The sequence below is a fragment of the Chryseobacterium sp. PET-29 genome (assembly GCF_025736815.1).
In the GTDB taxonomy this organism is placed as follows: Bacteria; Bacteroidota; Bacteroidia; order Flavobacteriales; family Weeksellaceae; genus Chryseobacterium; species Chryseobacterium nepalense.
Genome location: NZ_CP107053.1, coordinates 3322949 through 3348503, shown reverse-complemented (window position 1 = coordinate 3348503; position 25555 = coordinate 3322949). Strand labels below are relative to the sequence as shown.

Sequence of the window (25555 nt, the reverse complement as noted above, 5' to 3'; positions counted from 1 at the left end):
TTTATACTGCGTAAAAGATCTACTATACTGAACAAAGAATCTTCTATACTGGACAAAAAATGTTCTATAGCAGACAAACAACCTTTTATACCAGGAAAAAGACCTCTATACTGAACAAAGAATGGTCTATATCAGACAAAAAATATTCTATACCGGATAAAAGATTTTATTAATCCTGACATTGAAAAAGCCGGGCTAAAGCCCGGCCTCATTACATTTAATTAACTATTTATTTTCCTAATTTACGAATTCCCATTTCATATAACGCAAAGGAAATCAGGTCTGCATTTTCACCAATCACCTGATCCGTAGATCTTCCGGCACCGTGTCCTGCATTTTTTTCAATTCTCAATAAGATAGGATGATCACAGGCCTGCTTTTCCTGAAGCTCTGCCCCGAATTTAAAAGAATGTGCCGGAACTACCCTGTCATCATGATCACTGGTGATAATCATGGTAGAAGGATAGCAGGTTTCTGCTTTTACATTATGAACCGGAGAATACGATTTTAAATATTCAAACATTTCTTTGTTGTCCTCGGCTGTTCCGTAATCGTAAGACCAACCTGCACCGGCTGTAAATTTATTATATCTCAACATATCAAGTACGCCAACTCCCGGGAATGCTACTCTTGCCAGATCAGGACGCATCGTCATGGTAGCTCCTACGAGAAGTCCTCCGTTTGATCTGCCGGAAAGTGCCATGAATTGTTTTGAAGTATATCCTTTCTGTTGTAAGTATTCTCCTGCAGCAATGAAGTCATCAAACACATTTTTCTTATTCATTTTTGTTCCGGCGTCATGCCATTTTTTTCCGTATTCACCACCTCCCCGAATGTTCGGAACGGCATAAATCCCGCCATTTTCCATCCAGATGGCATTCACAACAGAGAAGGCAGGCTGCAAGCTGATGTTAAAACCTCCGTAAGAATACAGAATCGTAGGATTTTTACCATCCAGTTTTGTTCCTTTTTTGTAGTTGATCATCATTGGAACTTTTGTGCCGTCTTTTGATGTGTAAAATACCTGTTCCGAAACATAATCTTCCGGGTTAAATTTCACTTTCGGCTTTTGATATACTTCCGATTTTCCGGTATCAGCATTAAATTTATAGGTTGTTCCCGGAGTGATATAATTGGTGAATGAGTAATAAAGTTCCTTCTCTTTTTCTTTTCCTCCGAAACCTGAAACATTTCCTTTTCCGGGAAGTGTAATTTCACGGATTACCTTACCGTTTCTGTCATATTGTGTAACCTTATCAATAGCGTCGATCATGTAGGTTGCAAAGAAATACCCTCCACCGATTGTAATTCCCAGCACATTTTCCGTTTCAGGAATAACATCTTTCCATGTTTCCGGAGCCGGATTTTTAATGGTGGTTTTTACCAGACGCATATTCGGTGCATCTTTATCGGTAAAGATATACAGATTGTCTCCCTGGGTATCAACAATGCTTGCGTTAATATCAAAGCCTTTATTAATCTGCACAAAATCGCCTCCATTCTTAAGATCTTTTATGTACAATTCATTTCCATTAGTTGCATTGGCTGCTGAAATAATCAAATACCGCTGATCTTCGGAAACACCACCTCCAATATATCTTCTCGGAGTTTTATCTCCTCCGAAAATTAATTGGTCTTCAGATTGTTTTGTTCCTAATTTATGAAAATACACTTTATGCTTATCCGTCATACCGGAAAGTACGGTTCCTTCTTTGGGTTTATCGTAGCTTGAATAATAAAAGCCTTCATCACCCTGCCATGAAATCCCGCTGAACTTTACATCCACGATCGTTTCGTCGATTTGTTTTTTCGAAACAGCATCGATGATAATGATTTTATTCCAGTCGCTTCCTCCTTCTGAAATAGAATAGGCGGCAAGATTTCCTTTTTTGTTAAATGATAACTGGGAAAGTGACGTTGTCCCTTTATCCGAAAATTTATTCGGGTCTAAAAATACTTCTGTAGCCTTCGTTTTGTTATTTGTTCTATACAAAACAGATTGTGCCTGTAAGCCGTTATTTTTGTAATAATAAGTATACTCCCCTTCCTTGAATGGGGCCGAAATTTTCTCATAGTTCCAGATATCCGTCAGTTGTTTTCTAATTTCTTCCCTGAACGGGATTTTTGAAAGATAATCCTGGCTGTGTTTTACTTCTTCATCAACCCATTTTCTGGTGGCTTCGGAATCGTTTTCAAGATCTCTGAAAGGGTCTGCAACGGCAGTTCCGAAATAATTATCGGTTTGGTTTCCTTTTAATGCTTTAGGATACATCATTTTTTGTGAATACAATGTTGCCGAAAACAGGACTCCGGCGGTTAGTAATAGTGGTCTGAATTTCATATTAGCTATTTTCCCAAAAATAAGGAATCTATCTGAAATTCTTCACAGCAAAAAAGTTATCGATGATCTAAAATAAAAATCTCCGGAAAACCGGAGATTTAACAAAGATTTTATGATAAAGATTTTATAAATTTTCTTCTTCGCCTTTCATTTTTTCGGCATTTTCTGCCATGATTACGGCGTCAATCATTTCAGAGATATCTCCGTTCATGTAGGCATCCAGGTTGTACATGGATTTGTTGATTCTGTGATCCGTCACCCTTCCCTGCGGATAATTGTAGGTTTTGATCTTCGCCGAACGGTCTCCTGTGGAAACCATCGATTTACGCTGGGCAGCAATATCACCCTGTACTTTCTGAAGCTCTATATCGTATAGTTTAGTTCTCAGCATTTCCATCGCAAGCTCACGGTTGGCCAACTGGGAACGTGCCTGCTGACAAACTACTACCAATCCCGAAGGTTTGTGGGTAAGCTGCACTTTGGTTTCAACTTTGTTTACGTTCTGGCCTCCTGCTCCTCCGGATCTGGAAGTCTGCATTTCGATGTCCGCCGGATTCAGTTCAAAATCCACTTCTTCGGCTTCCGGAAGAACCGCAACCGTAATGGCAGAAGTATGAACCCTTCCCTGAGATTCCGTTTCGGGAACACGCTGTACACGGTGAACGCCGGATTCAAATTTCATGATTCCGTACACGCCTTCTCCTTCCACTTTCATGATGAGTTCCTTGTAGCCTTTTGCCGCTTCGTTCGAATCTGTCACCTCATGTCTCCATCCTTTTGTCTTGAAGTACATGGAATACATTCTGTAGATATCTTCCACAAAAATCGCTGCTTCATCTCCCCCTGTTCCTGCACGAAGTTCCACGATTACGTTTTTGTCATCTGCAGGATCCTTAGGAATTAACAATACTTTTAATTCTTCTTCCAGGCCGGGAATTTTTTCTAAAGCCTCGTTCTTTTCGATTTTTGCCAGTTCTACAAAATCTTTGTCGGATCCGTCTGCAATAATCTCGTCAGATTCTTCAATCGTATCCAAAGCACCTTTATATTGATCGTAAACTCTTACAATTTTCCCCAAATCACTATATTCTTTGTTCAGAGAAGAATATCTTTTCTGATCTGAAATAACATCAGGCTGAATAATAAGGTCTGCCACCTCATTATATCTTTGTTTTATAGCTTCTAATTTTGGAATTAAACTCTTAGACATAGTAAAAATTTAGTTGGCAAAGATACGGATTGATTTGTAGATGTGCTAATTTCGGAAAGAAATGACGGTTCTTATTTAAAGTCTTATCCATAAACTTATTTTCAACATAAAAAAAGACCGCTTGAAGCGGCCTAAGTTTATTGTATAATCATTTTCTGAATAGCAACTCCAGAATCTGATTTTAAATGAACCAGATAGGTACCCGGCGCATAATTAGCGTTTAATTCATATGTTCCGTCTTCATTTTTAAGTTTAAAGCTGTCAACTCTCTTACCACTCATATCGTAGATTAAAATTTCTCCGTTTTTGGCTTTGTGATACATTAATTTTGCCAAACCGTTTTTCACCGGATTATCTGCGATCTGCAATGACAGTTTATAGGCTGCGGTCTCATCAATTGTTGACAAATTTCCTACATAGTTTCCGAAAATTCTGAACTCTCCCGGCTGCAAAGTGATGGCTGCCGTGGTAGAGGTGATGTTTGAGATTGAATTATCCATAAGATTCTGCCACTGCCCTGTATAAGGGAAATATGGAACTACATTCTGTGCTGTTGTGTTGTAGTTTGCCAGTACGACAATATTTTTCACACCGTTGGTAAGGGTATTATCGTAAACATAGATTCTTGTAATCAATCCGTTCGGATCGTTGGTAAGATTATTAGATTCTACAGTATATGTCTTCGATCTGAAAACAGGATATGCATTTCTGATATCAATAATTTTAGCCCAGGTATCATATACAGCTTTTCTATTAACGTTGGTATCATATCCAAGTGTAAACGCAATTGGTTTTTCATCCGTTCTGCATCCAGGGTTAATAGAGCCGTCGCCACATCTGTTGATACTGAATTCGTAGCCCAGCTCGCCAAACTGCCATATCATTTTAGGCCCCGGAATAGTGAAGAAAGTAGCTCCGAACGTTTTCATTCTTTCTAAAGCGGTATTAAGATTTTTCACATCGTAGCTTCCGTTTACAGCTCCATAAGCCAGGTTCTTAAACATTAATCTTTCTTCATCATGACTTTCACCAAAACCTACCGCATGCATATTTGTAAAGCCATGAAGTGCATGATTCATTCTATCGTAACTGCTGTTTTCCTTATAGCCCATTGTATTTTGGTTGTAAGGATCAGTTTGTTTATTCCAAAGCATCACACCTTTTCCTTCCGCAACTCTGTAATTGGCCCATTGCTGCTCTTCGGCATCCGTTCCTAAGTGCTCAAAAATCATGTAAGAATTCGGATCTATTGCCCATTGTCTGTCTGCATAATATTTTAAAATATCTACTCTGTCCTGCTGGTAGGCATTGGTGCAGGTTTCATCATTTTCAGAGCAGTTTTGGGTAAATCCTTTGGTAAGATCCCATCGGAAACCATCAATTTTATATTCGGTAAGCCATTGTTGAAGGCATCTTTCAACGTAATATTTAGTTGAAGAACTTGAATGGTTAAAATCATTAAAAACATTATAAGAATGTTTCGGAACCGTATTGAAGTAAGGATTATTAGTGGCAACATCACCATATCCGTCACCATCCGGATCTACATTCCAAAGCCTAACCAATGGCGAACGGCCGGTAGCATGATTAAAGGCAACATCCAAAATTACGGCAATACCGTTCTGATGACAGATATCAACAAATTCTTTGAACTTTTCAGGGGTTCCGTACGCTTTATCTAATGCATAATGGAAAGAGGTATTATATCCCCAGGAGAGATTCCCTTCAAATTCCATGATAGGCATTAATTCAATCGCATTAATCTTTAAATTTTTTAAATAAGTAATCTTGTTAATTAATGACTGCCATGTTTTTTCCTGCGTGAAGTCCCTTAATAATAATTCATAAATCACAAGATTATCTTTAGCCGGTCGCTGGAAGTTGGTAACCTGCCAGTTATAAGGAGTCTGGCCAGTTTTAAACATGGAAACTTCAAAGCCCTGACCTGCAGGGAATGCCGGTAAATTCGGGTAAGTGGAAGAGGTAATCCACTGATCATCATAAGAAGATAAAATCTGTGGAGAATATGGATCTGCCACCTTTTTAAGATCGTTTGTTCTGTATTGGAATGTATAGAGCTGCTGTGGAGTAAGGCCACTCAGTTCAATCCAGTACAAGTCTGGGTTTGTTGTGTCTCTCTTCATTAAGTAAGTATCGTTTACCGTCCAGTTATTAAAACTTCCGATAACGTGTACAAAATTTTTAAAAGGAGCATATAACGCCAGTCCTACTTTTGTCTGATCGGTAGGATGATAGTTTATTCCCTGCTTAATCCAGCTCGGAATAGCCTCCGAAACAACATTTCGCGGAACCTGAAGAATAAATGTAGCATTTTTCGTATTTGAATTGGCATCCGTTGCGATCAATTCCATATTCGCATCTCCTGTTACCGTATAGCTGTACGAATAAGAAGTTGAAGGTGTTGAAGTAGAATGAACTACACTTCCATTGGCTTTTAGCTGGAATGTTGCATTGACATTGGTTGTGGCCGTAACATTTATAGAATTTCCTGAAGGAACAGACGTAAGACTGTTGGCGGCCGGATTGGTCATGCTTAAATTTAGAATTCCAACATTCACAAAGATATCCGGAGAAGTCTGGCTTGTACCTGTTTTATTTTTCAATAAAAACCCGAATCTTCCGATTCCCGTTCTGCCATAAAAAGTAGTGGGTGTAAACGTTAGAGAATACGTGTCTGTTGCTGAATTGTAATTCAGCCTGTTCAATTCATTAGAGTTTGTCCAGCTTCCATTCGTAGGGCAATCCTGGCTGTTCTGATAATTTGTGTCCAGAGACCAGGACCAGATATAAACGGCGTTGTTGGCAACTCCCCAAGCGGATTCATCTATCTGATTTCCAGGAACCGTCAAGGTAATAGCATCTGTCTCGTTAAAGGGGTTCGGGGTGATGGTATAGCTTATCTGCCCGAAGACCAGGGCCACCATAAGCAATAAAATACCAGAATAAAATTTCTTCATAATCGTTTCTTTAGTTACACGAAAGTAATTTCTTTTTTTGAAAACTAATTATTTATTATGAAAAAAATGATAAATTTTAACATATTACTATTTATGTTTTCCAGCAAAATAATTTTATAATTAAATACAATTGCCAAAAAATTCAATCTTTTACATTATCATAAATGTTTATTATAATCCGATAATAGTTATTTTAACTTTATTTTTTATGAAGACATATTTAATCTGATCTGATTTAAAGAAACTTCAGGAATTGATTTTCCTTAAAATAACTTAATTTTAAATAGACTGCTAATTATAAAAGGCCTCAAAAATCTCATCCGATGATTTCGAAAATTGGAATAAAAGAAAAACCACTTACCGAAATAAGTGGTTTTAGTATATGTTGTTTTGCTTTGATATTGCTTTCCCGGAATTCATGTGGGAAAACAATGACAATCAATTAATGATGTCCGTGGCTGTCGTGGCTGTGGTCATGAATAAAAGGACCATGACCTTTTGGCTCATTGTAGATTACCTCTACTCCTTCCTGCTCGTAAACCATTTTGCTTCTGATATCTTCAGGATCAAAAGGTTTCACTTTCCCGAAGTACTCTTTCAGACCTTCAGTTAACCATAAAGGAATTACAAATCCGAAGAACATAAAGATACACCAGAATCCCACAAGGAACATGATTATGAAAAATACAGTCCAGAGGAACTGGTAAAACGGCCAAAATGCTGATAAAATCGTTATCATTTTCTTAAAGATTTTAGGCAAAAATAGGACATTTTATTTTTTTACACAAAAGATAGCCGTCCTATTTTGTTATTTATTTTGATTTTAATTAAAAAGACTAAAAGATGATGGACAAATAGATGATGGATTATGGTTTTTAGTTTTATTTATCTGTTCTCTATCCGTCTTTTATCTATCTGTGTTTATATTTTCTAATGCGCCAGATCTGCAAAGAAGTCATTTCCTTTATCATCAGTAATGATGAAGGCCGGAAAATCTTTCACTTCAATTTTTCTTACCGCTTCCATTCCTAATTCCGGGAAATCCACTACCTCAACGGAAAGAATATTGTCTTTTGCCAAAATAGCAGCAGGCCCTCCGATAGAGCCCAGATAAAAACCTCCGTACTTTCCGCAGGCATTGGTAACGTCTTTACTTCTGTTTCCTTTGGCCAGCATAATCATGCTTCCGCCATGGCTCTGGAATTCATCCACATACACATCCATCCTTCCTGCTGTGGTAGGGCCGAAACTTCCCGAAGCCATTCCTTCCGGAGTTTTTGCGGGACCTGCGTAATAAATGGGATGATTTTTAAAATAATCAGGCATCGGTTTTCCGCTGTCGATAATTTCTTTGATTTTAGCGTGGGCGATATCTCTCGCAACGATTAAAGTTCCGTTTAATTTTAATCTTGTTTTAATCGGATATTTTGAAAGCTCTGCCAGAATTTCCGGCATCGGTTTGTTCAGATTAATCTCAACGGCTTCCTCAAGATGCGGCGGCGTATCAGGTAAGAATCTTTTCGGATTTTCTTCCAGCTGTTCCAGGAAAATACCTTCTTTTGTAATTCTACCTTTAATATTTCTGTCTGCTGAACAGGAAACTCCCATCCCGACAGGACATGAAGCAGCGTGACGGGGAAGTCTGATCACTCTCACGTCATGAGTAAGATATTTTCCGCCAAACTGAGCTCCAATCGCACTTTCCTGGCATATTTTCTGAACTTTTGCTTCCCATTCCAGATCTCTGAAAGCCTGTCCTGCTTCGTTACCTTCAGTAGGCAGATGATCATAATATTTTGCAGAAGCTTTTTTCACAGCCGCCAAATTCGCTTCCGCAGAAGTTCCCCCGATTACCAACGCCAGATGATAAGGCGGACATGCAGCCGTTCCCAGATCAGAAATTTTTTCTTCGATAAATTCTTCCAGGGATTTTTCGTTCAGTAAAGACTTTGTTTTTTGGTAAAGGAACGTTTTATTGGCAGAACCTCCTCCTTTTGTTAAGAATAAAAATTCGTAATAATCTCCTTTTTTAGCATAAATATCGATCTGCGCCGGAAGATTGGATCCCGAATTTTTCTCATCAAACATGGTTAAAGGTACTACCTGAGAATATCTTAAGTTTCTTTTCTGATAGGTATTGTAAATTCCTTTGCTTAAATATTCTCCGTCATCAACACCCGTGTATACATTTTCTCCTTTTTTACCCATCACAATTGCTGTTCCTGTATCCTGGCATGAAGGTAAGGCGCCTTCCGCTGCCACTGCTGCATTTTGCAATAGATTATAAGCAACAAATCTGTCATTATCAGTAGCTTCGGGATCGTCAATGATTCTTCTCAAGCTTTCCAAATGGGAAGAACGGAGCATGAAAGAGACATCTGCCATTGCTTCTTCGGCCAGCAATTCGAGGCCCTTCGGATCGATGGTTAAAATTTCCCGGTCTCCTAATTTTTCAACTTTTACATAGTCTGAGGTAAGCTTCTTGTACACCGTATCATCTTTCTGAATCGGATACGGATCCTGATATCTAAATTCCATTCTTCTTTTTCTTTGGATGCAAAAATAAAACTTCGCAAAAAAACATGAGTAAAATCAGAGGCTTAGATTGATATTTATAATGATTATAAATTGTGAGTGTTTTTATTTATATGTAATTTTATAGAATCAGGCCAAGATTAAATAGAGACTGAAATTTCTTAAGCCTTAACCTGAATATAATAAAACTTCAATCACAATGAATTACAGAATAGAAAAAGACACCATGGGTGAAGTGCAGGTACCTGCAGACAAGTTTTGGGGTGCACAAACCGAAAGATCCAGAAACAATTTCAAAATCGGCCCGGAAGGCTCGATGCCGCACGAAATCATTGAAGCATTTGCTTACCTTAAAAAAGCAGCCGCTTATACCAACGCTGATCTGGGCGTTCTTCCTGTAGAGAAAAGAGATATGATTGCAAAAGTATGTGATGAAATTCTTGATGGAAAACTGAATGACCAATTTCCTTTGGTTATCTGGCAAACCGGATCCGGAACACAGTCTAATATGAATGTGAATGAAGTGATCTCGAACAAGGCTCATGTAAACAATGGCGGAACTTTAGGCGAAAAATCGGAAATTCACCCGAATGATGACGTCAACAAATCCCAGTCCTCCAACGACACCTATCCTACGGCAATGCATATTGCAGCCTACCGTAAAGTGGTAGAAACTACTATTCCTGCTGTTGAAAAATTACGAGATACTTTAGCTGAAAAATCAGAAGCTTTCAAAGATATCGTTAAAATCGGCAGAACACATTTAATGGATGCAACACCATTAACTTTGGGACAGGAATTTTCCGGCTATGTTGCCCAGTTGAATTACGGTTTAAAAGCTTTAAAAAACACCCTTCCGCATCTTTCAGAATTGGCTTTGGGAGGAACGGCAGTAGGAACCGGACTGAATACTCCGAAAGGCTACGATGTAAAAGTGGCTGAATATATCGCGAAATTTACCAATCATCCTTTTGTAACTGCAGAAAATAAGTTTGAAGCTTTAGCAGCTCACGATGCAATTGTGGAGTCTCACGGCGCTTTAAAACAACTCGCCGTTTCATTATTTAAAATTGCACAGGATATCAGATTATTGGCTTCCGGACCACGCTCTGGAATTGGGGAAATCCACATTCCGGAAAATGAGCCGGGATCATCCATTATGCCGGGAAAAGTAAATCCTACGCAAAATGAAGCGATGACAATGGTTTGTGCACAGGTGTTAGGAAATGACACGACTATTTCTTTTGCCGGAACACAGGGAAATTATGAGCTGAATGTTTTCAAACCGGTAATGGCTTTCAACTTTTTACAGTCGGCCCAGCTAATTGCTGATGCATGTATTTCCTTTAACGATCATTGTGCGGTAGGAATAGAGCCGAATCATGAAAGAATTAAAGAGCTGGTAGACAAGTCGTTGATGCTTGTTACCGCTTTGAACACGCATATCGGTTATGAAAACGCAGCAAAAATCGCAAAAACAGCCCATAAAAACGGAACAACTCTTAAAGAAGAAGCTGTGAAGCTCGGACTTTTAACGTCCGAACAGTTTGATGAATGGGTGAAACCTGAAGATATGGTGGGAAGTTTAAAATAAAAAAATTAAATTTAAACAGTTAATATTGTAAGAAAAACGCCCGGAAATTTTCCAGGCGTTTTGTTATATGTGAATGTGTGCATTACCACCAGAGTGCAACTCCGAAAGTTAAAGCTTTATCGTTTTCAAAGGTTCCATTTTTAAAGAAATTTCCGAAATCTTTTTTAACAAAGATGCTGAAATCATCATAAGAAACTGTAAACTGCCCTCCGTAAATAAAAGGACTTACCCGATAGTCGCTTCTGTCTCTGTCGCTTATTCCGTCACCTTTGATAATATTATTGGTAGACATTTTTACTCCTCCGTAGATATTCGCGCCCACTTTAAATCCATGAGAATAATCTCTGTACTGGACATCCAGACCTGCATTTTTCAGCTTTGAAAAATTGTACTGCAATCCCAGCGGAACGACAATATAACCTGTTCTGAGCTTACTTTTACTCAATCCTTTCTCATAATTTGCCAGATATACATTGGAATTGGCATCTTTTGCCACAAACATATTGTTATCAATACTCAATGTTCTCCAGGAAAATCCGATTCCGGAAATTAATCCCCATGGACTTGTTCTGCTGAACTGGTAATTGAATTTAAGCCCAAATTCAAAATTTCCGGCATAACGCAGATTGTTATCCAAAATATTATCTGCCTTATCGTTTGTAAGATTCATAATAGAATAAGAGATATAAGGAGAAAGTTCTTTTGTTGGCCTGAATTTTTTCAACAACTTTTCCTTTAACTCCTCATTAGAAGTCACATCAGAATTAATGAGAGAATACCGTACCTGTTTTTGAATAACGGCATCCATATCAAATCCTAATTCTTCAATTCTCTGATCTATCTTCTCAGAATACTTACTGGCAATCAATGATTTTTGTTCATTGAATTCTGCTTTAGGAAGATTTTTAGACTGAAGCTCAGTTAACTCGACTTCCATCAGTTTTTTTTCCTCCTTAATGATCGTGTCAATCTTTTTTGCATATTCGTCCACCTTTTCTTTTACAATTGGACTTACTTCGGTGTCTTCTTTTGGCTGAAGACTGAATACCGGCTTTTTCTGAGCAAATATCGCTGTAGACAATAGGCATAGCCCTCCCATCATGATAAATTTCCTGATCATATTATAATAGTTTTATTGTTTAAATTGATTATTTTTCGTTCAGATCAATGCTTGCCACATTGCTTTTTCCCTTTGTTTTTTCAATAACATCTTTGTGTTCGACTGAAAAAAGCAGCGTTGAAGGATCAACATACCGTTTCTTTTTCACATGTATTTTAGCCGAATCTGATTGTGCAATCATTTTAGCCGATTCAACAGGTGTGATTTCTGCTATAACATGCGGCGAATTTTGTTGTATTGAAGGCAGTTCATCATGTATAACAGCCGGTGATTCCTTCAGAACTTTTTGATTATCTGCTGAAATTTTTTCTGCTGCAATTTTTTGTTCAGTATTTTTAACGATTAATTTCGTTGACTTCTTCGGAAGCTTATTCTGCGCAGGAAGCTGAACTTCAGTCTCACCGACCTTAGCAATATTTTCATACCTTTCAGTCATATGATTATCCTGATTAAAAAAGAGTACTATTCCCAAACTGAATGTTAAAACCACACAAGCTGCCACTAAAAACCAGTTGATTTTAGTTCTTGCAGATTCAACAGGTTTATGAGCCTGAATTTCAGACCATAAATCTCTGGAAGGCGTAACTTCCCTTTCGCTGATCTGTTTTTTAACCTGATATTCTATACTATTTTCAGACATTTTCATTTCTCAAGGCTTTTTGTTGTTGAAAGTAAATTTTCCTCATTTTCTCTTTTGCTCTGAATAATTGTGTTTTGCTTACGGCTGTTGAAATCTGCAGGAGATCGGCAATTTCCTGGTGCGAATAATCTTCAAAGACGTACAGGTTAAAAACCATCCTGTATGCATCCGGAAGCTGATCAAGAAGTTCCTGGGCATTAAAATCAAATATTATTTCCTCATCATACATTTCCTCCAGATAAGATTCGCTGATATCATCAAGATAAAAAACCGTTTTATTGCTTTTAATGAAATTCAGACATTCATTCACGACAATTCTTCTTGCCCATCCATCAAAGCTTCCCTCGGCGCGAAAACTTTCAATACTTTTAAAAATTTTGCAGAATGCTTTAATTACGCAGTCTTCGGCTTGGTAAAGATCATTAATATAACTTCGGCTTATACTCAGGTATTTTTTTACATTCTGATCATAAAAAATTTTCTGCGCAGCCGGATCCTGCTTTTTAAGCCGGACAAGAAAATCATCTTTTTTATTTCCGAACGAAATCCTCATAATTATTTGTTTCTATTAGTAAGACAAGAAAAAACCAAAAAGGTTACAGCCTTAAAAAATTTTTTTTAATAAATATATAATTCCTTACAGAAACAAGAATTTTTCTGTTTACTTTCATTCTATTATTATTTTTCATAACTTAGTGAAATAATTACAAAATCACTAAATAAAAATACTATGAAAAATCTAAGAAAACTCCAGAGAGAAAACTTAAAACAAGTAATGGGCGGTCATACCTGTCCTGGAAATACTTATCACATTATATACAACGGCTACCACGCTTGCTGTCTGCAGATTCCTACCGGAAACCCATGTACCTCAACAAGCTGTCTGGTTCCTATTGAAATGTGCGATTCCGGTCTTAATTAAAATTGCTGATAATTAAAACAGACCCGGGCGGAAAAATTTCCGCCCGGGTTTTTATTGTACAGGAAAATGCGAAAACTAGCTAAGCATTCTCTGCGCTTTTTTTACTCCCTCCACCAGAAGATCGATTTCATGAAATTCGTTGTACACGGCAAAACTGGCTCTTACCGTACCTGCAATATTGAAAAAATCCATGATAGGCTGCGTACAGTGGTGTCCCGTTCTTACGGCAATTCCTAATTTATCCAGAATCATTCCTACATCGGAAGAAATACCAACGCCTTCAAGATTAAAAGAAACCACACCTGTTCTATTGGCTTTTTCACCATAGATCTTTATGCCTTCCAATTCCAGCAATCTTCTTTGAGCATATTCCAGCAAGGCATTTTCATGCTTCTGAATATTTTCCTGCCCCACTTTCAGGATAAAGTCCACCGCTGCTCCCAATGCTATATTTCCACCAACATTCGGGGTTCCTGCTTCATATTTGAAAGGCAGTGGCGCATAGGTAGTTCCATCAAATGAACAAGTCGCAATCATCTCTCCTCCTCCATGAAATGGCGGAAGTTCTTCAAGAATATTTTGCTTCCCATACAGAATTCCTGTACCCATCGGGGCGTACATTTTATGTCCAGAAAAAACATAGAAATCACAGTCCATTTTCTGAACATCGATGGTAAAGTGCGGTGCAGACTGAGCACCGTCAATTACAATATAAGCATCGGTATTTTTTCTTGTTTTTGCAATGATTTCCTCGATAGGGTTTACAATTCCCAAAGCATTGGAAACATGATTTACAGAAACCACTTTGGTTTTTTCACTTAAAAAAGTGTCAAATACATCAAGCTGGAGAATACCTTGTTCGTCAATAGGAATAACTCTCAGTTTTGCACCTGTTCTTTCACAAAGCAGTTGCCAAGGAACAATATTGGAATGGTGTTCCAAATAAGAGATAATGATCTCATCATCCTTTTTAAGCTTTTGTGTTAAAATATATGAGATAAGGTTAAGGCCTTCCGTTGTTCCTTTGGTAAAAATTACCTCAAAATCATGTTTTGCATTAATAAAATTCTGAATTTTTCTTCTGGAACGTTCCATTTCTTCGGTTGCTAGCTGGCTCAGCGTATGAATCCCTCTGTGTACATTGGCATTAATCTCTTTATAATACCGCTCCCATGTTGTTAAAACGGAATCTGGTTTCTGTGATGTTGCTGCATTATCGAGATAAACCAATGGTTTACCGTTCACCTTCTGATCTAATATAGAAAACTGACTTCTGATTTCCTGAATGTCAAACATTTATTAAATTTTTAAATTAAAACGTTCTTATTTAGAACACTTCAAATTTACGGCTTTTTTTCTAAAGGTATTGTGTAGAAATATGATTATAGATGTAATCTAAAAAGAAAAAACCTGCCAATAAATTGACAGGTTCTATATTGTTCAGATAAGAAATTCTTATTCTGCTGCAGTTGTTTCTTCTGCTGCCGGAGCTGCTCCTTCTTCAGTTGCAACTTCTTCTTCATCTTCATCATCCATTGCTGCAGCACCACCTTTCATTGCATTTCTAGACATCTTAACAGCTACAACAACTGCATTGTCCGGGTGCATGAAAGAAAACCCTTCAGTTTTGATTCCACCGATGTAAAGCTTGTTACCAATTCTTAATGGAGTAACATCTACAACGATCTCATCTGGTAAGTTAGCAGGAATCGCTTTCACTTTCAGTTTTCTGAAAGACTGACGAAGAACACCACCAGCTACAACACCTTTAGAACGACCAGTGATTCTTACAGGAACCTCCATGATAACTGGCTTATCGTCAGCTAACTGATAGAAATCTGCGTGAAGAATTTTGTCAGTAATCGGGTGAAACTGAATATCCTGAAGAACAGCCGGAATTGTTTGACCATCAACCTCAATAGATACCGTGTGTGCTTCAGGAGTATATACTAAACCTTTGAATGCTTTCTCTTCTGCAGAGAAGTTCAATGGCTCACCACCTCCGTAAACAACACAAGGAACTAATTCAGCATCACGTAAAGCTTTTGTAGACTTTTTGCCCACGCTTTCTCTTTTTGTACCTTGAATTGTAATAGATTTCATTTATAAAAATTTAAAAAATTGTTTAAAATTAAATTCGCAAAATTCTAACTGTCAATTAAATAACAAACTTACTGCTAATTGATTGATGCTCATGAACCATCTTCATAACGTCTGCAAATAATGGGGCGCAAGATAGCACTTTTATTTTAGATGACAAATTATTTTTTACAGGAATCGAGTCAGTTACAATAACTTCCAATAGCTTTGAGTTTTCGATATTCTCATAAGCCTTTCCTGAAAGCACACCGTGAGTTGCCATGGCTCTTACGGTTTTCGCTCCTTTTTCCATCAGGATATCTGCAGCTTTGCAAAGTGTCCCTGCCGTATCAATCATATCATCGATAAGAATCACATTTTTACCTACTACATCCCCGATAAGAAACATCTCTTCTACAACGTTTGCTTTTTTTCTTTCCTTATAAGCAATAACTACATCTGCACCAAGGTGCCCTGCATAATTTTTCGCTCTTTTAGCTCCACCCATATCCGGAGAAGCAATCGTAAGGTTTTCAAGATTAAGGTCTCTGATATAATCTACGAAAATTGTAGATGCATATAAATGATCCACCGGTATTTCAAAGAATCCCTGGATCTGATCTGCGTGAAGATCCATCGTCATTACTCTGGTTGCTCCTGCAGCCGTTAAAAGGTTGGCTACAAGCTTTGCACCGATTGGCGCTCTCGGCTTGTCTTTTCTGTCTTGTCTGGCAAGTCCGAAATAAGGAAGCACTACCGTAATGCTTTTTGCAGAGGCTCTTTTTGCTGCGTCAATCATTAGAAGAAGTTCTAAAAGATTATCCGCCGGAGGGAATGTGGATCCGATCAGGAAAACTCTTCCTCCTCTTACAGACTCGTCCAGAACCGGTTCAAATTCTCCGTCGCTGAACTCCTGAAAGTTTATTTTTCCTAATTCTTTCCCATAATACTGGGCAATTTTCTCTGCCAAGTCCTTGCTCGTCCTTGTACAAAATAGATAACTTAACTGATGGGCCATTTTTACTTTTTAAAAGATTTTGCAAATTTAAAAAAAAACCACAAGAATCTATCCTGTGGTTTCTAAGTTTTTATTTAATTGAGAATTACGGAAAGGTAACCCCCGAATATTTATTGGCATCAACCTGCGGCAGATTGGATTTGTATTTCGCGTTGATCGATTTGATAAATTCATTCGCTACGATAGCATATCCTCTTCCGGTAAGGTGTACCCCATCGAGAGAGAAGGTACCTCCGCTAACAAATGTTGCGGTGTATTTCACCCCATTATAAGTGATCCCTGATTTTGAATTCAGTTCTACCATTTTCTTATTCATATCAACAAAAGCTAAACCATAGGAATCTGCCATTGATCTGATGGATGTATTATAAGCAGTTACCGCTGTAGAAATATTGTTTACTTCATCAGCTGTTAACGAATATTGATCACCAATTGGGAAACTTGCCCCATAGATGAATAAAGAACTCGGAGTAGCTGGCTGATTGGTCGTTGCATCTAAACCTAATAAGCTGCTGGATGTAAGAAGCATTAATTCTCCTTGCTTTGCCTGACGTGCTCTTCCGAAAGCATTACCTATAAATGCCGCCTGAGTAGGAGTATAGCCATTTGCTGCTAAAGCAGCCGTAAGCTGAGCCGAAAGATCAGCTAATTTATTATCGATAATAAGCACAGGATTATTTCCCGCTACGACAGGGTTAATTCTGCTTCCTTGCCCATATGCAGTAAGAACAGCCTTTAAAGGCCCATAAAGCTGTGTGTTTAAAGCCTGGGCTTTTGCTGCATCTAAAGGAATTGCATTATAAGGAACTCTTGTAAAAAAAGGAATATTGGTAACGTCAGGAATATTGGCGATTACTCCTTTTGTAACACCTCCTCCTTTAAGACCGTCCAAAACCGCTTTGATAGAACCCGCAACAATATTAGGATTCGAAATATCATTCGATCTGTATGTTGCAGGGCTTGCAGTGTCAGGCTGAACCGTTGCAGCCGTGTATGTGGTAACCCCTCCCACTGTCTGAGAGTTTGTACCTCCGTTTGTTGCATATGAAAGGACATCATTGTTTCCTATCCACAGAGAGAAGAAAGTAGGAGCCTGGGATATTGCATCAACTAAAACTGAAGTTGTGGCGGATGAAGCAAATCTCACAAAATAAGGATTTGCCGTTCCGGTTGCAAGACCTGCAAGACTTCCGTATCCAGGCGCTACGAGATGGAAAGATTTTGCTCCCGGCACACCCATGTTCTGGTAAGGTCTTCCTGAAGCGACATTGTCCAACGCTCCTCCGGGAGTACCGGCAACGGGAGTTAATGATCCATTAACGACTTTAAGAGTAAGTTTTCCAGGGAAACCCGGCAGGTTGTTGAAGCCCCCTGTATTATTAGGCATCAGTGGCTGTTTAAAATCACCGCCTCCTGCAAGCTTCATTTGCTGTGCAATAATGGAAGGGTAAGACTCATTTTGTCCTTCCGAATAGAGTGCACCATCTCTGTATCCTGATGTTAATGAATTTCCCAATGCAACATATCTGGAAAAATTGGCTTCACCACTGGTTACTACAACATCATTTACATCTTGATCAAAATCATCCTCGCAGCTCGTTGTAAATAAAAGTGCGGAAATCGCTAATGTAGAAATTATAATTTTTTTCATAGTCTTCAATTAAAAAGGATTGTAAGATAAACCTAAACCGAAATAGTAAGCCGTCGCTTTAGCCTGTCCGTAGAAACCAAGGGTTTTATTATTTACATTTCGTGACTGAGGCATTGCATAACCTCCTGCAATATCAACCCCGAACTGCTTTAGTTTAAATCCTACACCACCGGTCACAACATACGTGTTGAAAGATGGGGTCTCCGGAATAAAGTGGTCATCAGAGTAAGGCGATTCATCATAATAAGCACCAAGACGCCCGTAAATCATATTGCTGAATGCGTACTGAGTTCCCAAACGGAATGTTTTTGCATTCCTGAAATTTTTAGGAGCAACCACAACTGTTGGATCTGCATTTCCTGTAGCCAGAGGAGCGCTTGCAAAATCGAGGGTAAGCTGAGTATATCTGGACCATCCGTGATAATTAAAATCTGCAGAGATCAACCATTTCGGAGTTACTTTATACGTTAAACCGATGGTGTATTCCTCAACCAAAGGTAATGTTGCGGTAAATCCGTCTGTTCCCGAAGAATTTAAGCCTAACAAAGGATAGATTGATGTAGATGGGAATTTAAATGTCGCCGTACCATCTTTAGCTTTCATATCAACAGGAGAACGGTAAGCAATACTTACATCCACTTTAGGATCCGGTCTGAAATAAAAGCCGAAACTATATCCGTGCCCGCTTGCTTTACTATCAAGATTAAGCTGCCCTCCAAATTGAGTAACCGCTCTATCCCAGTTTACAGTACCTCTAGCATAAATATAGCTTGCTCCGAAAGCCAGCCAGTCATTAAATTTATAAGAAACCATAGGTTGGAAATAGTAACTTTTCAGTTCAAGTTTCTGAACCATTTCTTTTCCTTCCCAATCATTCGGCCATTCTATAGTACTTCCAAAAGGAGTTGTAAAGCTGAAACCAACAGTTAGTTTCTCAAGAGGCCTGTATGTTACGGCAGCGTAAATAGGCGTTCCTAAAGGATTATCAGTCTCTGTAGTCTGTAATGTATTCAGGTTTTGAAAAGTAACTCTGTTGCTTGCGCCAAATCCACCGGCTACAATACTTAATTTCGAGGGAATGAATGACATCCCTGCAGGATTGAAGAATGCCACACTCGCATCTTCAGCATGAGCACTGGTATGTGCCATTGCCAATTGTTTTACCCCTTGCAGAGAAACCCTGAAACCTCCTGCATAAGATAGAACACCTGCCAATAATGCAGTTGATACTAATATTTTTTTCATAGACTATTATTATATAACCCAAATATAAAATTATTTTACTTAGGTCTGTTAATAAATCATAAAATTTTAAACAATAAAACCAAATAAAACTATGTTTAAAATAATACTTTGCTTCGGTTTTATTCTAAATCTAAGATTATAAGAAGCTTAAACTAAACTAAATCACTACTTTTAGAGCTTTGTTTAAAACTAAACAGGTAAGTTTCTGAATATTTGATTATTTTAGACCTTATAAAGATAAAAATCATAAATTTGCAAATTAAACATATTATATATGAGTTGTGGATGTAAAACATCCGGCGATTCTGCACATTCTTGCGGACCCAAGAAGACCGCGAATGGCTGTGAAAATGTAGATACCTGTGGTAATAGTTATAAATTAAGTGTTTTTGACTGGCTTTCCAACATCAACAATCCCGCACCGAACAGATGTGATTTTGTTGAAGTTAGATTTAAAAATGACAGAAAATCGTTTTATAAAAATGTAAATAATATTCCATTACACATAGGTAGTGTTGTAACAGTAGAATCAAGTCCCGGACATGATGTAGGTGTGATAAGTCTCACCGGCGAACTGGTAAAGATTCAGATGAAAAAGAAGAAATTTTCTGAAGAATCTGTACAGAAAATATACAGGCTGGCCAACCAGAAAGATCTGGAAGTATGGCAGGAAGCACGAAAAAAAGAAGAAAACGTAAAAATAGAAGCGCGAAAAATCGCCCACAGGCTTGGTCTTGAAATGAAGATCACCGATGTGGAATATCAGGGTGACGCTTCAAAGGTTACGTTCTATTATACTGCTGATAATCGTGTAGATTTCAGACAGTTAATTAAAGATTACGCAGGAGCGTTCCGTACAAAGATCGATATGAAGCAGATCGGCTTCAGACAGGAAGCTGCAAAAGTGGGAGGAATAGGATCTTGTGGAAGAGAATTATGCTGCTCGACATGGCTTACGGATTTCAGATCTGTTAACACTAACGTTGCCCGATATCAGCAGCTGAGCATCAACCCTCAAAAGCTTGCAGGACAGTGTGGCAAACTTAAATGCTGTCTGAATTACGAGCTGGACAGCTATCTTGACGCATTGAGCAATTTCCCGTCTTCTTCAACAACACTTGATACAGAAAAAGGAAGAGCATTCTGCATAAAGATCGACGTTTTCAAAAAGAAAATGTGGTTTGCATACGTTGAGAATTCTATTGCCTGGTACGATTTTGATATTGATCTCGTTAAAAAACTGATTGCAAAAAATAAACGTGGCGAAAAAACACTTCCTCTGGAAGAACTGAAACAGCCTGAAACTTCGTTTGCAAGCATAGATCTGATTCAGGAAAATAATGTTGACCGTTTCGAGAAGAAAGGAAGAGGAAACAATAAAAACAGAAATCAGAACAGACCGAATAATAATCAGAACAACCAGAATCAGGGACAGAAAAAAAACAACAACAGACCTGAAAGACAGGAACGTCCTGAAAGATCCGACAGGCCTCAGAAGCAGGAAAGGCCACAAAATCAGAATCCGAACAATCAGCAGAAACAACAAAAAAACAACCCACAGCAAAAGCCCCAGTTGGAAAAAGTAGAAGCTGCAGCAGATTCTCAGGTTGACAAAAAACCAAACCCGAACAAGAAAAAATTTAAAAAGAAGTTTCCTCCAAAAAAAGACAATAATGCGTAAAATCTTAGGATTATTCTCGCTTATCCTTCTCTTCAGCTGTAATTCTTCTTCAAAAGAAGAAGTGATTATGAATTCTGTTGATAACAAGTGGAATAAGAAAAGCGAACAGAAATTTAATCTTGAAGTTTCGGATCCGCAAAATCCTAAAAATATTATATTTGTTGTAAGAAACAATAATGAATATCCTTACAGTAATATCAGGTTTATTGTAAACTTCACCGATATGCAGACCAAAAAAAAGCAGACTGATACGCTGAATTATGTTTTGGCAAAACCTAATGGAGAATGGTTGGGAACCGGCTTCGGTGATACAAAGGAAACTTTATTTCAGTATAAACTGAATTACAGATTTCCGACAAAAGGAAAATATCAGATTGGTCTCACTCAGGCTATGCGAAATGACATCCTTCCGGGAATCGAAGATATTGGAGTAAAAATAGAAACGGCTAAACCGTAATCATCAATGGAAGTAAACAAACAAATTACAGGAAATAAAGGGAAAACATTCCCTCTTCCTCCTAAGAAAAAAAATACCGGCTGGAAAAAGTGGGTGAAATTTATCTGGGTCGGACTTATTGCTGTAGTATTAGGAATATCAGGTATTTTTTTCGCCGTTTCCCAAGGTTTTCTCGGGGAAATGCCGGATGTAAAAGAACTTGAAAATCCGGATATTTATGTCGCCTCCGAGATCTATTCTTCGGATGGTGTTCTATTGGGAAAATTTGAAAAAGAAAAAACCCAGCCTATCATTTATAAAGATCTTCCTCCTTACCTGGTATATGCTCTTCAGGCCAAAGAGGATGAACGTTTTAAAGAACATTCGGGGATCGATTTACAATCTGTCGCCAGAGCTGTAGCTTATGGTGGAAAACGCGGAGGTGGTTCTACTATCACACAACAGCTTGCCAAACTGCTTTTTACCAATGGGGCTTCTCAGAATAAAATTGAAAGAGCGTTTCAGAAGCTTAAAGAATGGGTAGTTGCCGTAAGTCTTGAAAAGCGATATACAAAAGAAGAAATCGTTACTTTATATTTTAATAAGTTTGATTTCTTATATAATGCTAACGGTATTGAAATGGCATCCAAAATCTATTTCAATAAAAAAACATCAGAACTTACTTTACCGGAAGCCGCCATGTTTGTAGCAATGCTGGAAAATCCTGTAAAAAATAACCCGATGAGAAATCCTGAAAGAGCGAAAGCAAGAAGGGATGTCGTACTGGAACAGATGCTGAAGACGGGATATATAGATCAGGACACTTATAATAAAGCCATTGCAACTCCAATTGTTTTAGATTATCATCCGATCAAAAACATCAATGATGATTATTCCGCTTATTATAAGTTTTATTTAAAAAAGGAAATTGATGCTTATTTAAAGGATTACGAAAAAGAAAACGGCAAAAAGCTGAATCTTTATAAAGACGGATTAAAAATTTACGTCACCCTTGATTCCAAGATGCAGAAGTACGCCGAAGAGTCTATCAGAGAGCATTTAACAGATCTTCAGAAAAGATTTGATGCTGAACAGAGAGGCAGAAAAGACTGGCCGTTTTATTATCTTAACAGCAAGCAGATCAACGACCTGATGGTTCAGGCTATGAAAAGAACCGGACGTTACAAGCAGCTGAAAGCAGCCGGAGTTTCCGAAGATTCTATCATGATGGAATTCAAAAAGCCGATCAAAACATCACGTTTCACATGGGCCGGAGAAGAAGAGGTGGAAATGTCCCCTTGGGATTCTATCAGATGGCATAAGAAAGTAGCTCAGGCAGGATTAATGTCTATGGTTCCCGGAACCGGGGAAATAAAAGCCTGGGTAGGAGGAATCGACTGGCAGCACTTCCAGTACGACCACATCAAACAGGGGAAAAGACAGGTAGGATCTACTTTCAAACCTTTTGTTTATGCAACCGCCATTATGAAATTGGGAATGACTCCTTGTTCCGTGGTGTCTAATGCAAGTTTTAACAAAGGAACTTACCACGTACCGGGAAGAGGCGGAATGCTTACTTTGAAAGATGCTTTAGCACACTCTCAAAACCCTGTAGCACTGCGTCTGGCTGAAATGACAACGACACAAAGTGTAATTCAGACGGCGAGAGATCTTGGTGTAACAGAAGAGATTTCAACAAGTCTTCCGATGGCATTAGGTTCATCCGACATCACCATCTACGAAATGGTGGGAGCCTATAGTACTTTTGCTAACTATGGTAATTACAATAAACCGGAAATGATCTGGAGAATTGAAGATGCCAACGGAAGAGTAATTAAGGAAGTGAATGTTGAGCCAAAAGAAGTAATGAATCCGCTGTACGCTTATACTATGATCGAACTGATGAAAGGAGTAGCACAGTATGGTACAGCTTCAGGAGAATTGGGAAGAAAAGGAATTTCAAAAGATATAGAAATTGCAGGTAAAACCGGTACTACCCAGAATAATTCAGACGGTTGGTTTATGGGTATCGTTCCAAAGCTGGCAACAGGTGCGTGGGTTGGCTGGGAAGACAGAGCTACGCATTTCTATGGAACAGGTGAAGGCCAAGGGGCCAAAATGGCACTTCCGATCTGGGCCATTTTCATGAAGAAAGTATGGGCAGATAAAAGCCTTGGAGTTTCTCCGAGTGATAAGTTTGTAAAACCATCGGAATGGAAAGACGGCTGTTCAAATCTTAAAGGATTAAGCTCAGGTTATGGAGACGATGGCGGACTGCAGACGCTGGACGAAATCAAAAACCCGAAACCGGTAGAGCCATCCGGACCAAAAACACCGGGCAAAAAAGAAGAAAATGTTAATGACAATCTTAACAGCAGTGAAGATATAGACTTTAATAATAAATAAATTCTCTTTTAGAAATACACAAGACCTTTCAATATTTTGGAAGGTCTTTTCTTTTTTAATTAATACCTTTGAGATATGAAGATTGAAAACATACAACAACCCTTTATAAAAAAGTTTCCGGGAGATTTTTCCGGCAACACGATGCAGAGAAATACTCCGAAGGTTTTATTCTCAACCGTAAATCCGGCAGGTTTTGATCATCCTTCACTTATTGCTTTTAATGAAAACCTTTCCGAAGAAATCGGTTTGGGAAAATTCGAAGAAAAAGATTTGGATTTTTTAGTTGGGAATAGTCTTCCACAAGAAATGCAGACTTATTCTACTGCTTACGCCGGACATCAGTTTGGCAATTGGGCAGGACAGCTGGGAGATGGAAGAGCAATACTTGCCGGAGAGATTACCAACAATCTCGGGCAAAAACATGAGATCCAGTGGAAAGGCGCCGGAGCAACACCGTACTCCAGACATGCGGACGGAAGAGCGGTCCTGAGGTCTTCAGTGCGTGAATATCTGATGAGTGAAGCCATGCATCATCTCGGTGTTCCCACAACAAGAGCATTAAGTCTTGCTCTTACAGGGGAAGAAGTGGTAAGAGATATTATGTATAACGGAAATCCGCAAAACGAAAAAGGTGCTGTAATCATAAGAACAGCAGAAAGTTTCTTACGTTTCGGGCATTTCGAACTGATGTCTGCCCAACAGGAATATACAACATTGAAGGAGCTGGCTGATTTCACCATTGAAAATTACTTCACAGAAATACAATCGGAAGGCCAGCAGAAATACAAAGATTTTTTTGAAAACATCTGCAGAAGAACCGCTGATCTTATGGTTGAATGGTACCGTGTAGGATTTGTACATGGGGTAATGAATACAGATAACATGTCGGTTCTGGGACTTACCATAGATTATGGCCCTTATTCAATGATGGATGAATATAACTTGAATTTTACTCCGAATACAACCGACCTGCCCGGAAGAAGATATGCATTCGGAAAACAGGCACAGATCTCCCAATGGAATCTCTGGCAGCTGGCAAATGCACTTCATCCTTTAATTAAAGATGAAAAATTCCTTGAAGATATCCTGAATGATTACGGAAGCTATTTCTGGGAATCTCATGACCGGATGCTTTGCAGAAAATTCGGGTTTGATCAGCTGTTAACCAATGATGAAAAGTTTTTTAACAGCTGGCAGAGCCTTATGCAGGATCTTCAGTTAGATTATACGCTGTTTTTTAATGAACTTGAAAAATATGATGACCAAAAAGATTTAAGGCTTCAGTTTGAAAGTGTTTCCTATATATTTCTTAATGATGAAAAAATTTCAAGATTGGATGATTTTATGAAAGACTATAAGTCCAGATTAGAAAAAAATATTATTTCAAGAGAAAAATCTTTAGAAATTATGCACAAAACAAATCCTAAATTTATTTTAAGGAATTACCTTTTATATCAATGTATTGAAGAAATTAATGATGGAAAAGCGGAAATGCTCGGTAAATTGACCCACGCCCTGGAAAATCCTTATCATACCATCTACCCGGAATTTTCAGCGAAAAGGCCATCGGAATATGATGATGTTTCCGGATGTTCAACACTTTCCTGCAGTTCGTAAATTAAATAATATATAACAATAAAGGTTTTTAATAAATATTTTTGTAAAGATTATTTGTTTTTTTATTAGCTTTACAAAAAAA

General features: G+C 38.3%; 19 protein-coding genes. 6 read left to right on the top strand and 13 right to left on the bottom strand.

Features of this window, described 5'->3' with window-relative positions; translation table 11 throughout:
* Positions 1 to 229 precede the first annotated feature (229 nt).
* The 5 genes from ODE14_RS15215 to ODE14_RS15195 all read right to left on the bottom strand — a co-directional run bounded on the left by ODE14_RS15215 (position 230) and on the right by ODE14_RS15195 (position 9067).
* The gene (locus ODE14_RS15215) at positions 230 to 2341 is read right to left on the bottom strand and encodes a prolyl oligopeptidase family serine peptidase (RefSeq protein WP_263602039.1); all 2112 of its coding nucleotides are present in this window, start codon (positions 2339 to 2341) and stop codon (positions 230 to 232) included.
* Between the two features lie 124 nt (positions 2342 to 2465).
* A complete protein-coding gene (prfA, locus tag ODE14_RS15210; protein ID WP_089858019.1) occupies positions 2466 to 3551 on the bottom strand; it encodes a peptide chain release factor 1 in 1086 nt (361 codons plus the stop codon).
* Positions 3552 to 3688: 137 nt separating this feature from the next.
* Complete coding sequence (locus ODE14_RS15205) at positions 3689 to 6529, bottom strand: alpha-amylase family glycosyl hydrolase (protein ID WP_263602038.1); 2841 nt, start codon at positions 6527 to 6529, stop codon at positions 3689 to 3691.
* A gap of 442 nt (positions 6530 to 6971) precedes the next feature.
* Entirely contained in the window at positions 6972 to 7268 is a 297-nt protein-coding gene (locus ODE14_RS15200) for a hypothetical protein (RefSeq protein WP_177175296.1), read from the bottom strand.
* A 191-nt stretch (positions 7269 to 7459) separates the two neighbouring features.
* Positions 7460 to 9067, bottom strand: a complete 1608-nt coding sequence (locus ODE14_RS15195) for a fumarate hydratase (RefSeq protein ID WP_263602037.1) — start codon at positions 9065 to 9067, stop codon at positions 7460 to 7462.
* A gap of 196 nt (positions 9068 to 9263) precedes the next feature.
* Here ODE14_RS15195 and fumC point away from each other — a divergent pair, with 196 nt between their 5' ends.
* Complete coding sequence (fumC, locus tag ODE14_RS15190; RefSeq protein WP_263602036.1) at positions 9264 to 10658, top strand: class II fumarate hydratase; 1395 nt, start codon at positions 9264 to 9266, stop codon at positions 10656 to 10658.
* A gap of 82 nt (positions 10659 to 10740) precedes the next feature.
* Here fumC and ODE14_RS15185 read toward each other — a convergent pair whose 3' ends face one another.
* The 3 genes from ODE14_RS15185 to ODE14_RS15175 are packed head-to-tail and all read right to left on the bottom strand — an operon-like array spanning position 10741 to position 12971.
* Positions 10741 to 11778 (bottom strand): PorT family protein, encoded by a 1038-nt coding sequence (locus tag ODE14_RS15185; RefSeq protein ID WP_263602035.1) that lies wholly within the window; start codon positions 11776 to 11778, stop codon positions 10741 to 10743.
* Between the two features lie 28 nt (positions 11779 to 11806).
* On the bottom strand, positions 11807 to 12424 hold the full coding sequence (locus ODE14_RS15180) for a hypothetical protein (RefSeq protein ID WP_263602034.1): 618 nt from the start codon (positions 12422 to 12424) through the stop codon (positions 11807 to 11809).
* Positions 12411 to 12971, bottom strand: a complete 561-nt coding sequence (locus tag ODE14_RS15175) for an RNA polymerase sigma factor (RefSeq protein ID WP_263602033.1) — start codon at positions 12969 to 12971, stop codon at positions 12411 to 12413. The genes ODE14_RS15180 and ODE14_RS15175 overlap by 14 nt, the downstream gene beginning before the upstream one ends.
* A 177-nt stretch (positions 12972 to 13148) precedes the next feature.
* Here ODE14_RS15175 and ODE14_RS15170 point away from each other — a divergent pair, with 177 nt between their 5' ends.
* Positions 13149 to 13340: a bacteriocin-like protein gene (locus tag ODE14_RS15170; RefSeq protein ID WP_248388999.1), complete on the top strand. Its 192-nt coding sequence runs from the start codon at positions 13149 to 13151 to the stop codon at positions 13338 to 13340.
* A gap of 75 nt (positions 13341 to 13415) precedes the next feature.
* On the opposite strand, the gene ODE14_RS15165 is transcribed toward ODE14_RS15170, so the two are convergent.
* The 5 genes from ODE14_RS15165 to ODE14_RS15145 form a co-directional block, all read right to left on the bottom strand.
* Positions 13416 to 14636, bottom strand: coding sequence for an aminotransferase class V-fold PLP-dependent enzyme (locus ODE14_RS15165; protein ID WP_263602032.1), 1221 nt, complete (start codon positions 14634 to 14636; stop codon positions 13416 to 13418).
* 159 nt (positions 14637 to 14795) lie between these two features.
* Entirely contained in the window at positions 14796 to 15443 is a 648-nt protein-coding gene (locus tag ODE14_RS15160) for a 50S ribosomal protein L25/general stress protein Ctc (RefSeq protein WP_090000564.1), read from the bottom strand.
* Positions 15444 to 15498: 55 nt separating this feature from the next.
* Positions 15499 to 16437 carry a ribose-phosphate pyrophosphokinase gene (locus tag ODE14_RS15155; RefSeq protein WP_248389003.1) on the bottom strand — a complete coding sequence of 313 codons (939 nt, stop codon included), beginning with the start codon at positions 16435 to 16437 and terminating at the stop codon, positions 15499 to 15501.
* Between the two features lie 85 nt (positions 16438 to 16522).
* Positions 16523 to 18088, bottom strand: a complete 1566-nt coding sequence (locus ODE14_RS15150; RefSeq protein ID WP_263602031.1) for a G-D-S-L family lipolytic protein — start codon at positions 18086 to 18088, stop codon at positions 16523 to 16525.
* A gap of 9 nt (positions 18089 to 18097) precedes the next feature.
* Complete coding sequence (locus tag ODE14_RS15145) at positions 18098 to 19333, bottom strand: OmpP1/FadL family transporter (RefSeq protein WP_248389006.1); 1236 nt, start codon at positions 19331 to 19333, stop codon at positions 18098 to 18100.
* 274 nt (positions 19334 to 19607) lie between these two features.
* Here ODE14_RS15145 and ODE14_RS15140 point away from each other — a divergent pair, with 274 nt between their 5' ends.
* The 4 genes from ODE14_RS15140 to ODE14_RS15125 all read left to right on the top strand — a co-directional run bounded on the left by ODE14_RS15140 (position 19608) and on the right by ODE14_RS15125 (position 25473).
* Positions 19608 to 21014 carry a stage 0 sporulation family protein gene (locus ODE14_RS15140; protein ID WP_248389007.1) on the top strand — a complete coding sequence of 469 codons (1407 nt, stop codon included), beginning with the start codon at positions 19608 to 19610 and terminating at the stop codon, positions 21012 to 21014.
* Positions 21007 to 21471: a gliding motility lipoprotein GldH gene (locus tag ODE14_RS15135; RefSeq protein ID WP_248389008.1), complete on the top strand. Its 465-nt coding sequence runs from the start codon at positions 21007 to 21009 to the stop codon at positions 21469 to 21471. The genes ODE14_RS15140 and ODE14_RS15135 overlap by 8 nt, the downstream gene beginning before the upstream one ends.
* Before the next feature lie 6 nt (positions 21472 to 21477).
* The gene (locus ODE14_RS15130; protein WP_263602030.1) at positions 21478 to 23856 is read left to right on the top strand and encodes a penicillin-binding protein 1A; all 2379 of its coding nucleotides are present in this window, start codon (positions 21478 to 21480) and stop codon (positions 23854 to 23856) included.
* Positions 23857 to 23931: 75 nt separating this feature from the next.
* Complete coding sequence (locus tag ODE14_RS15125; RefSeq protein WP_263602029.1) at positions 23932 to 25473, top strand: protein adenylyltransferase SelO; 1542 nt, start codon at positions 23932 to 23934, stop codon at positions 25471 to 25473.
* Positions 25474 to 25555 lie beyond the last annotated feature (82 nt).

What these genes read in the sequence shown, in the direction of transcription:
- ODE14_RS15215 (WP_263602039.1), bottom strand. Translation starts at nt 2,341, where the DNA reads ATGAAATTCAGACCACTATTACTAACCGCCGGAGTCCTGTTTTCGGCA.
- prfA (WP_089858019.1), bottom strand. Translation starts at nt 3,551, where the DNA reads ATGTCTAAGAGTTTAATTCCAAAATTAGAAGCTATAAAACAAAGATAT.
- ODE14_RS15205 (WP_263602038.1), bottom strand. Translation starts at nt 6,529, where the DNA reads ATGAAGAAATTTTATTCTGGTATTTTATTGCTTATGGTGGCCCTGGTC.
- ODE14_RS15200 (WP_177175296.1), bottom strand. Translation starts at nt 7,268, where the DNA reads ATGATAACGATTTTATCAGCATTTTGGCCGTTTTACCAGTTCCTCTGG.
- ODE14_RS15195 (WP_263602037.1), bottom strand. Translation starts at nt 9,067, where the DNA reads ATGGAATTTAGATATCAGGATCCGTATCCGATTCAGAAAGATGATACG.
- fumC (WP_263602036.1), top strand. Translation starts at nt 9,264, where the DNA reads ATGAATTACAGAATAGAAAAAGACACCATGGGTGAAGTGCAGGTACCT.
- ODE14_RS15185 (WP_263602035.1), bottom strand. Translation starts at nt 11,778, where the DNA reads ATGATCAGGAAATTTATCATGATGGGAGGGCTATGCCTATTGTCTACA.
- ODE14_RS15180 (WP_263602034.1), bottom strand. Translation starts at nt 12,424, where the DNA reads ATGAAAATGTCTGAAAATAGTATAGAATATCAGGTTAAAAAACAGATC.
- ODE14_RS15175 (WP_263602033.1), bottom strand. Translation starts at nt 12,971, where the DNA reads ATGAGGATTTCGTTCGGAAATAAAAAAGATGATTTTCTTGTCCGGCTT.
- ODE14_RS15170 (WP_248388999.1), top strand. Translation starts at nt 13,149, where the DNA reads ATGAAAAATCTAAGAAAACTCCAGAGAGAAAACTTAAAACAAGTAATG.
- ODE14_RS15165 (WP_263602032.1), bottom strand. Translation starts at nt 14,636, where the DNA reads ATGTTTGACATTCAGGAAATCAGAAGTCAGTTTTCTATATTAGATCAG.
- ODE14_RS15160 (WP_090000564.1), bottom strand. Translation starts at nt 15,443, where the DNA reads ATGAAATCTATTACAATTCAAGGTACAAAAAGAGAAAGCGTGGGCAAA.
- ODE14_RS15155 (WP_248389003.1), bottom strand. Translation starts at nt 16,437, where the DNA reads ATGGCCCATCAGTTAAGTTATCTATTTTGTACAAGGACGAGCAAGGAC.
- ODE14_RS15150 (WP_263602031.1), bottom strand. Translation starts at nt 18,088, where the DNA reads ATGAAAAAAATTATAATTTCTACATTAGCGATTTCCGCACTTTTATTT.
- ODE14_RS15145 (WP_248389006.1), bottom strand. Translation starts at nt 19,333, where the DNA reads ATGAAAAAAATATTAGTATCAACTGCATTATTGGCAGGTGTTCTATCT.
- ODE14_RS15140 (WP_248389007.1), top strand. Translation starts at nt 19,608, where the DNA reads ATGAGTTGTGGATGTAAAACATCCGGCGATTCTGCACATTCTTGCGGA.
- ODE14_RS15135 (WP_248389008.1), top strand. Translation starts at nt 21,007, where the DNA reads ATGCGTAAAATCTTAGGATTATTCTCGCTTATCCTTCTCTTCAGCTGT.
- ODE14_RS15130 (WP_263602030.1), top strand. Translation starts at nt 21,478, where the DNA reads ATGGAAGTAAACAAACAAATTACAGGAAATAAAGGGAAAACATTCCCT.
- ODE14_RS15125 (WP_263602029.1), top strand. Translation starts at nt 23,932, where the DNA reads ATGAAGATTGAAAACATACAACAACCCTTTATAAAAAAGTTTCCGGGA.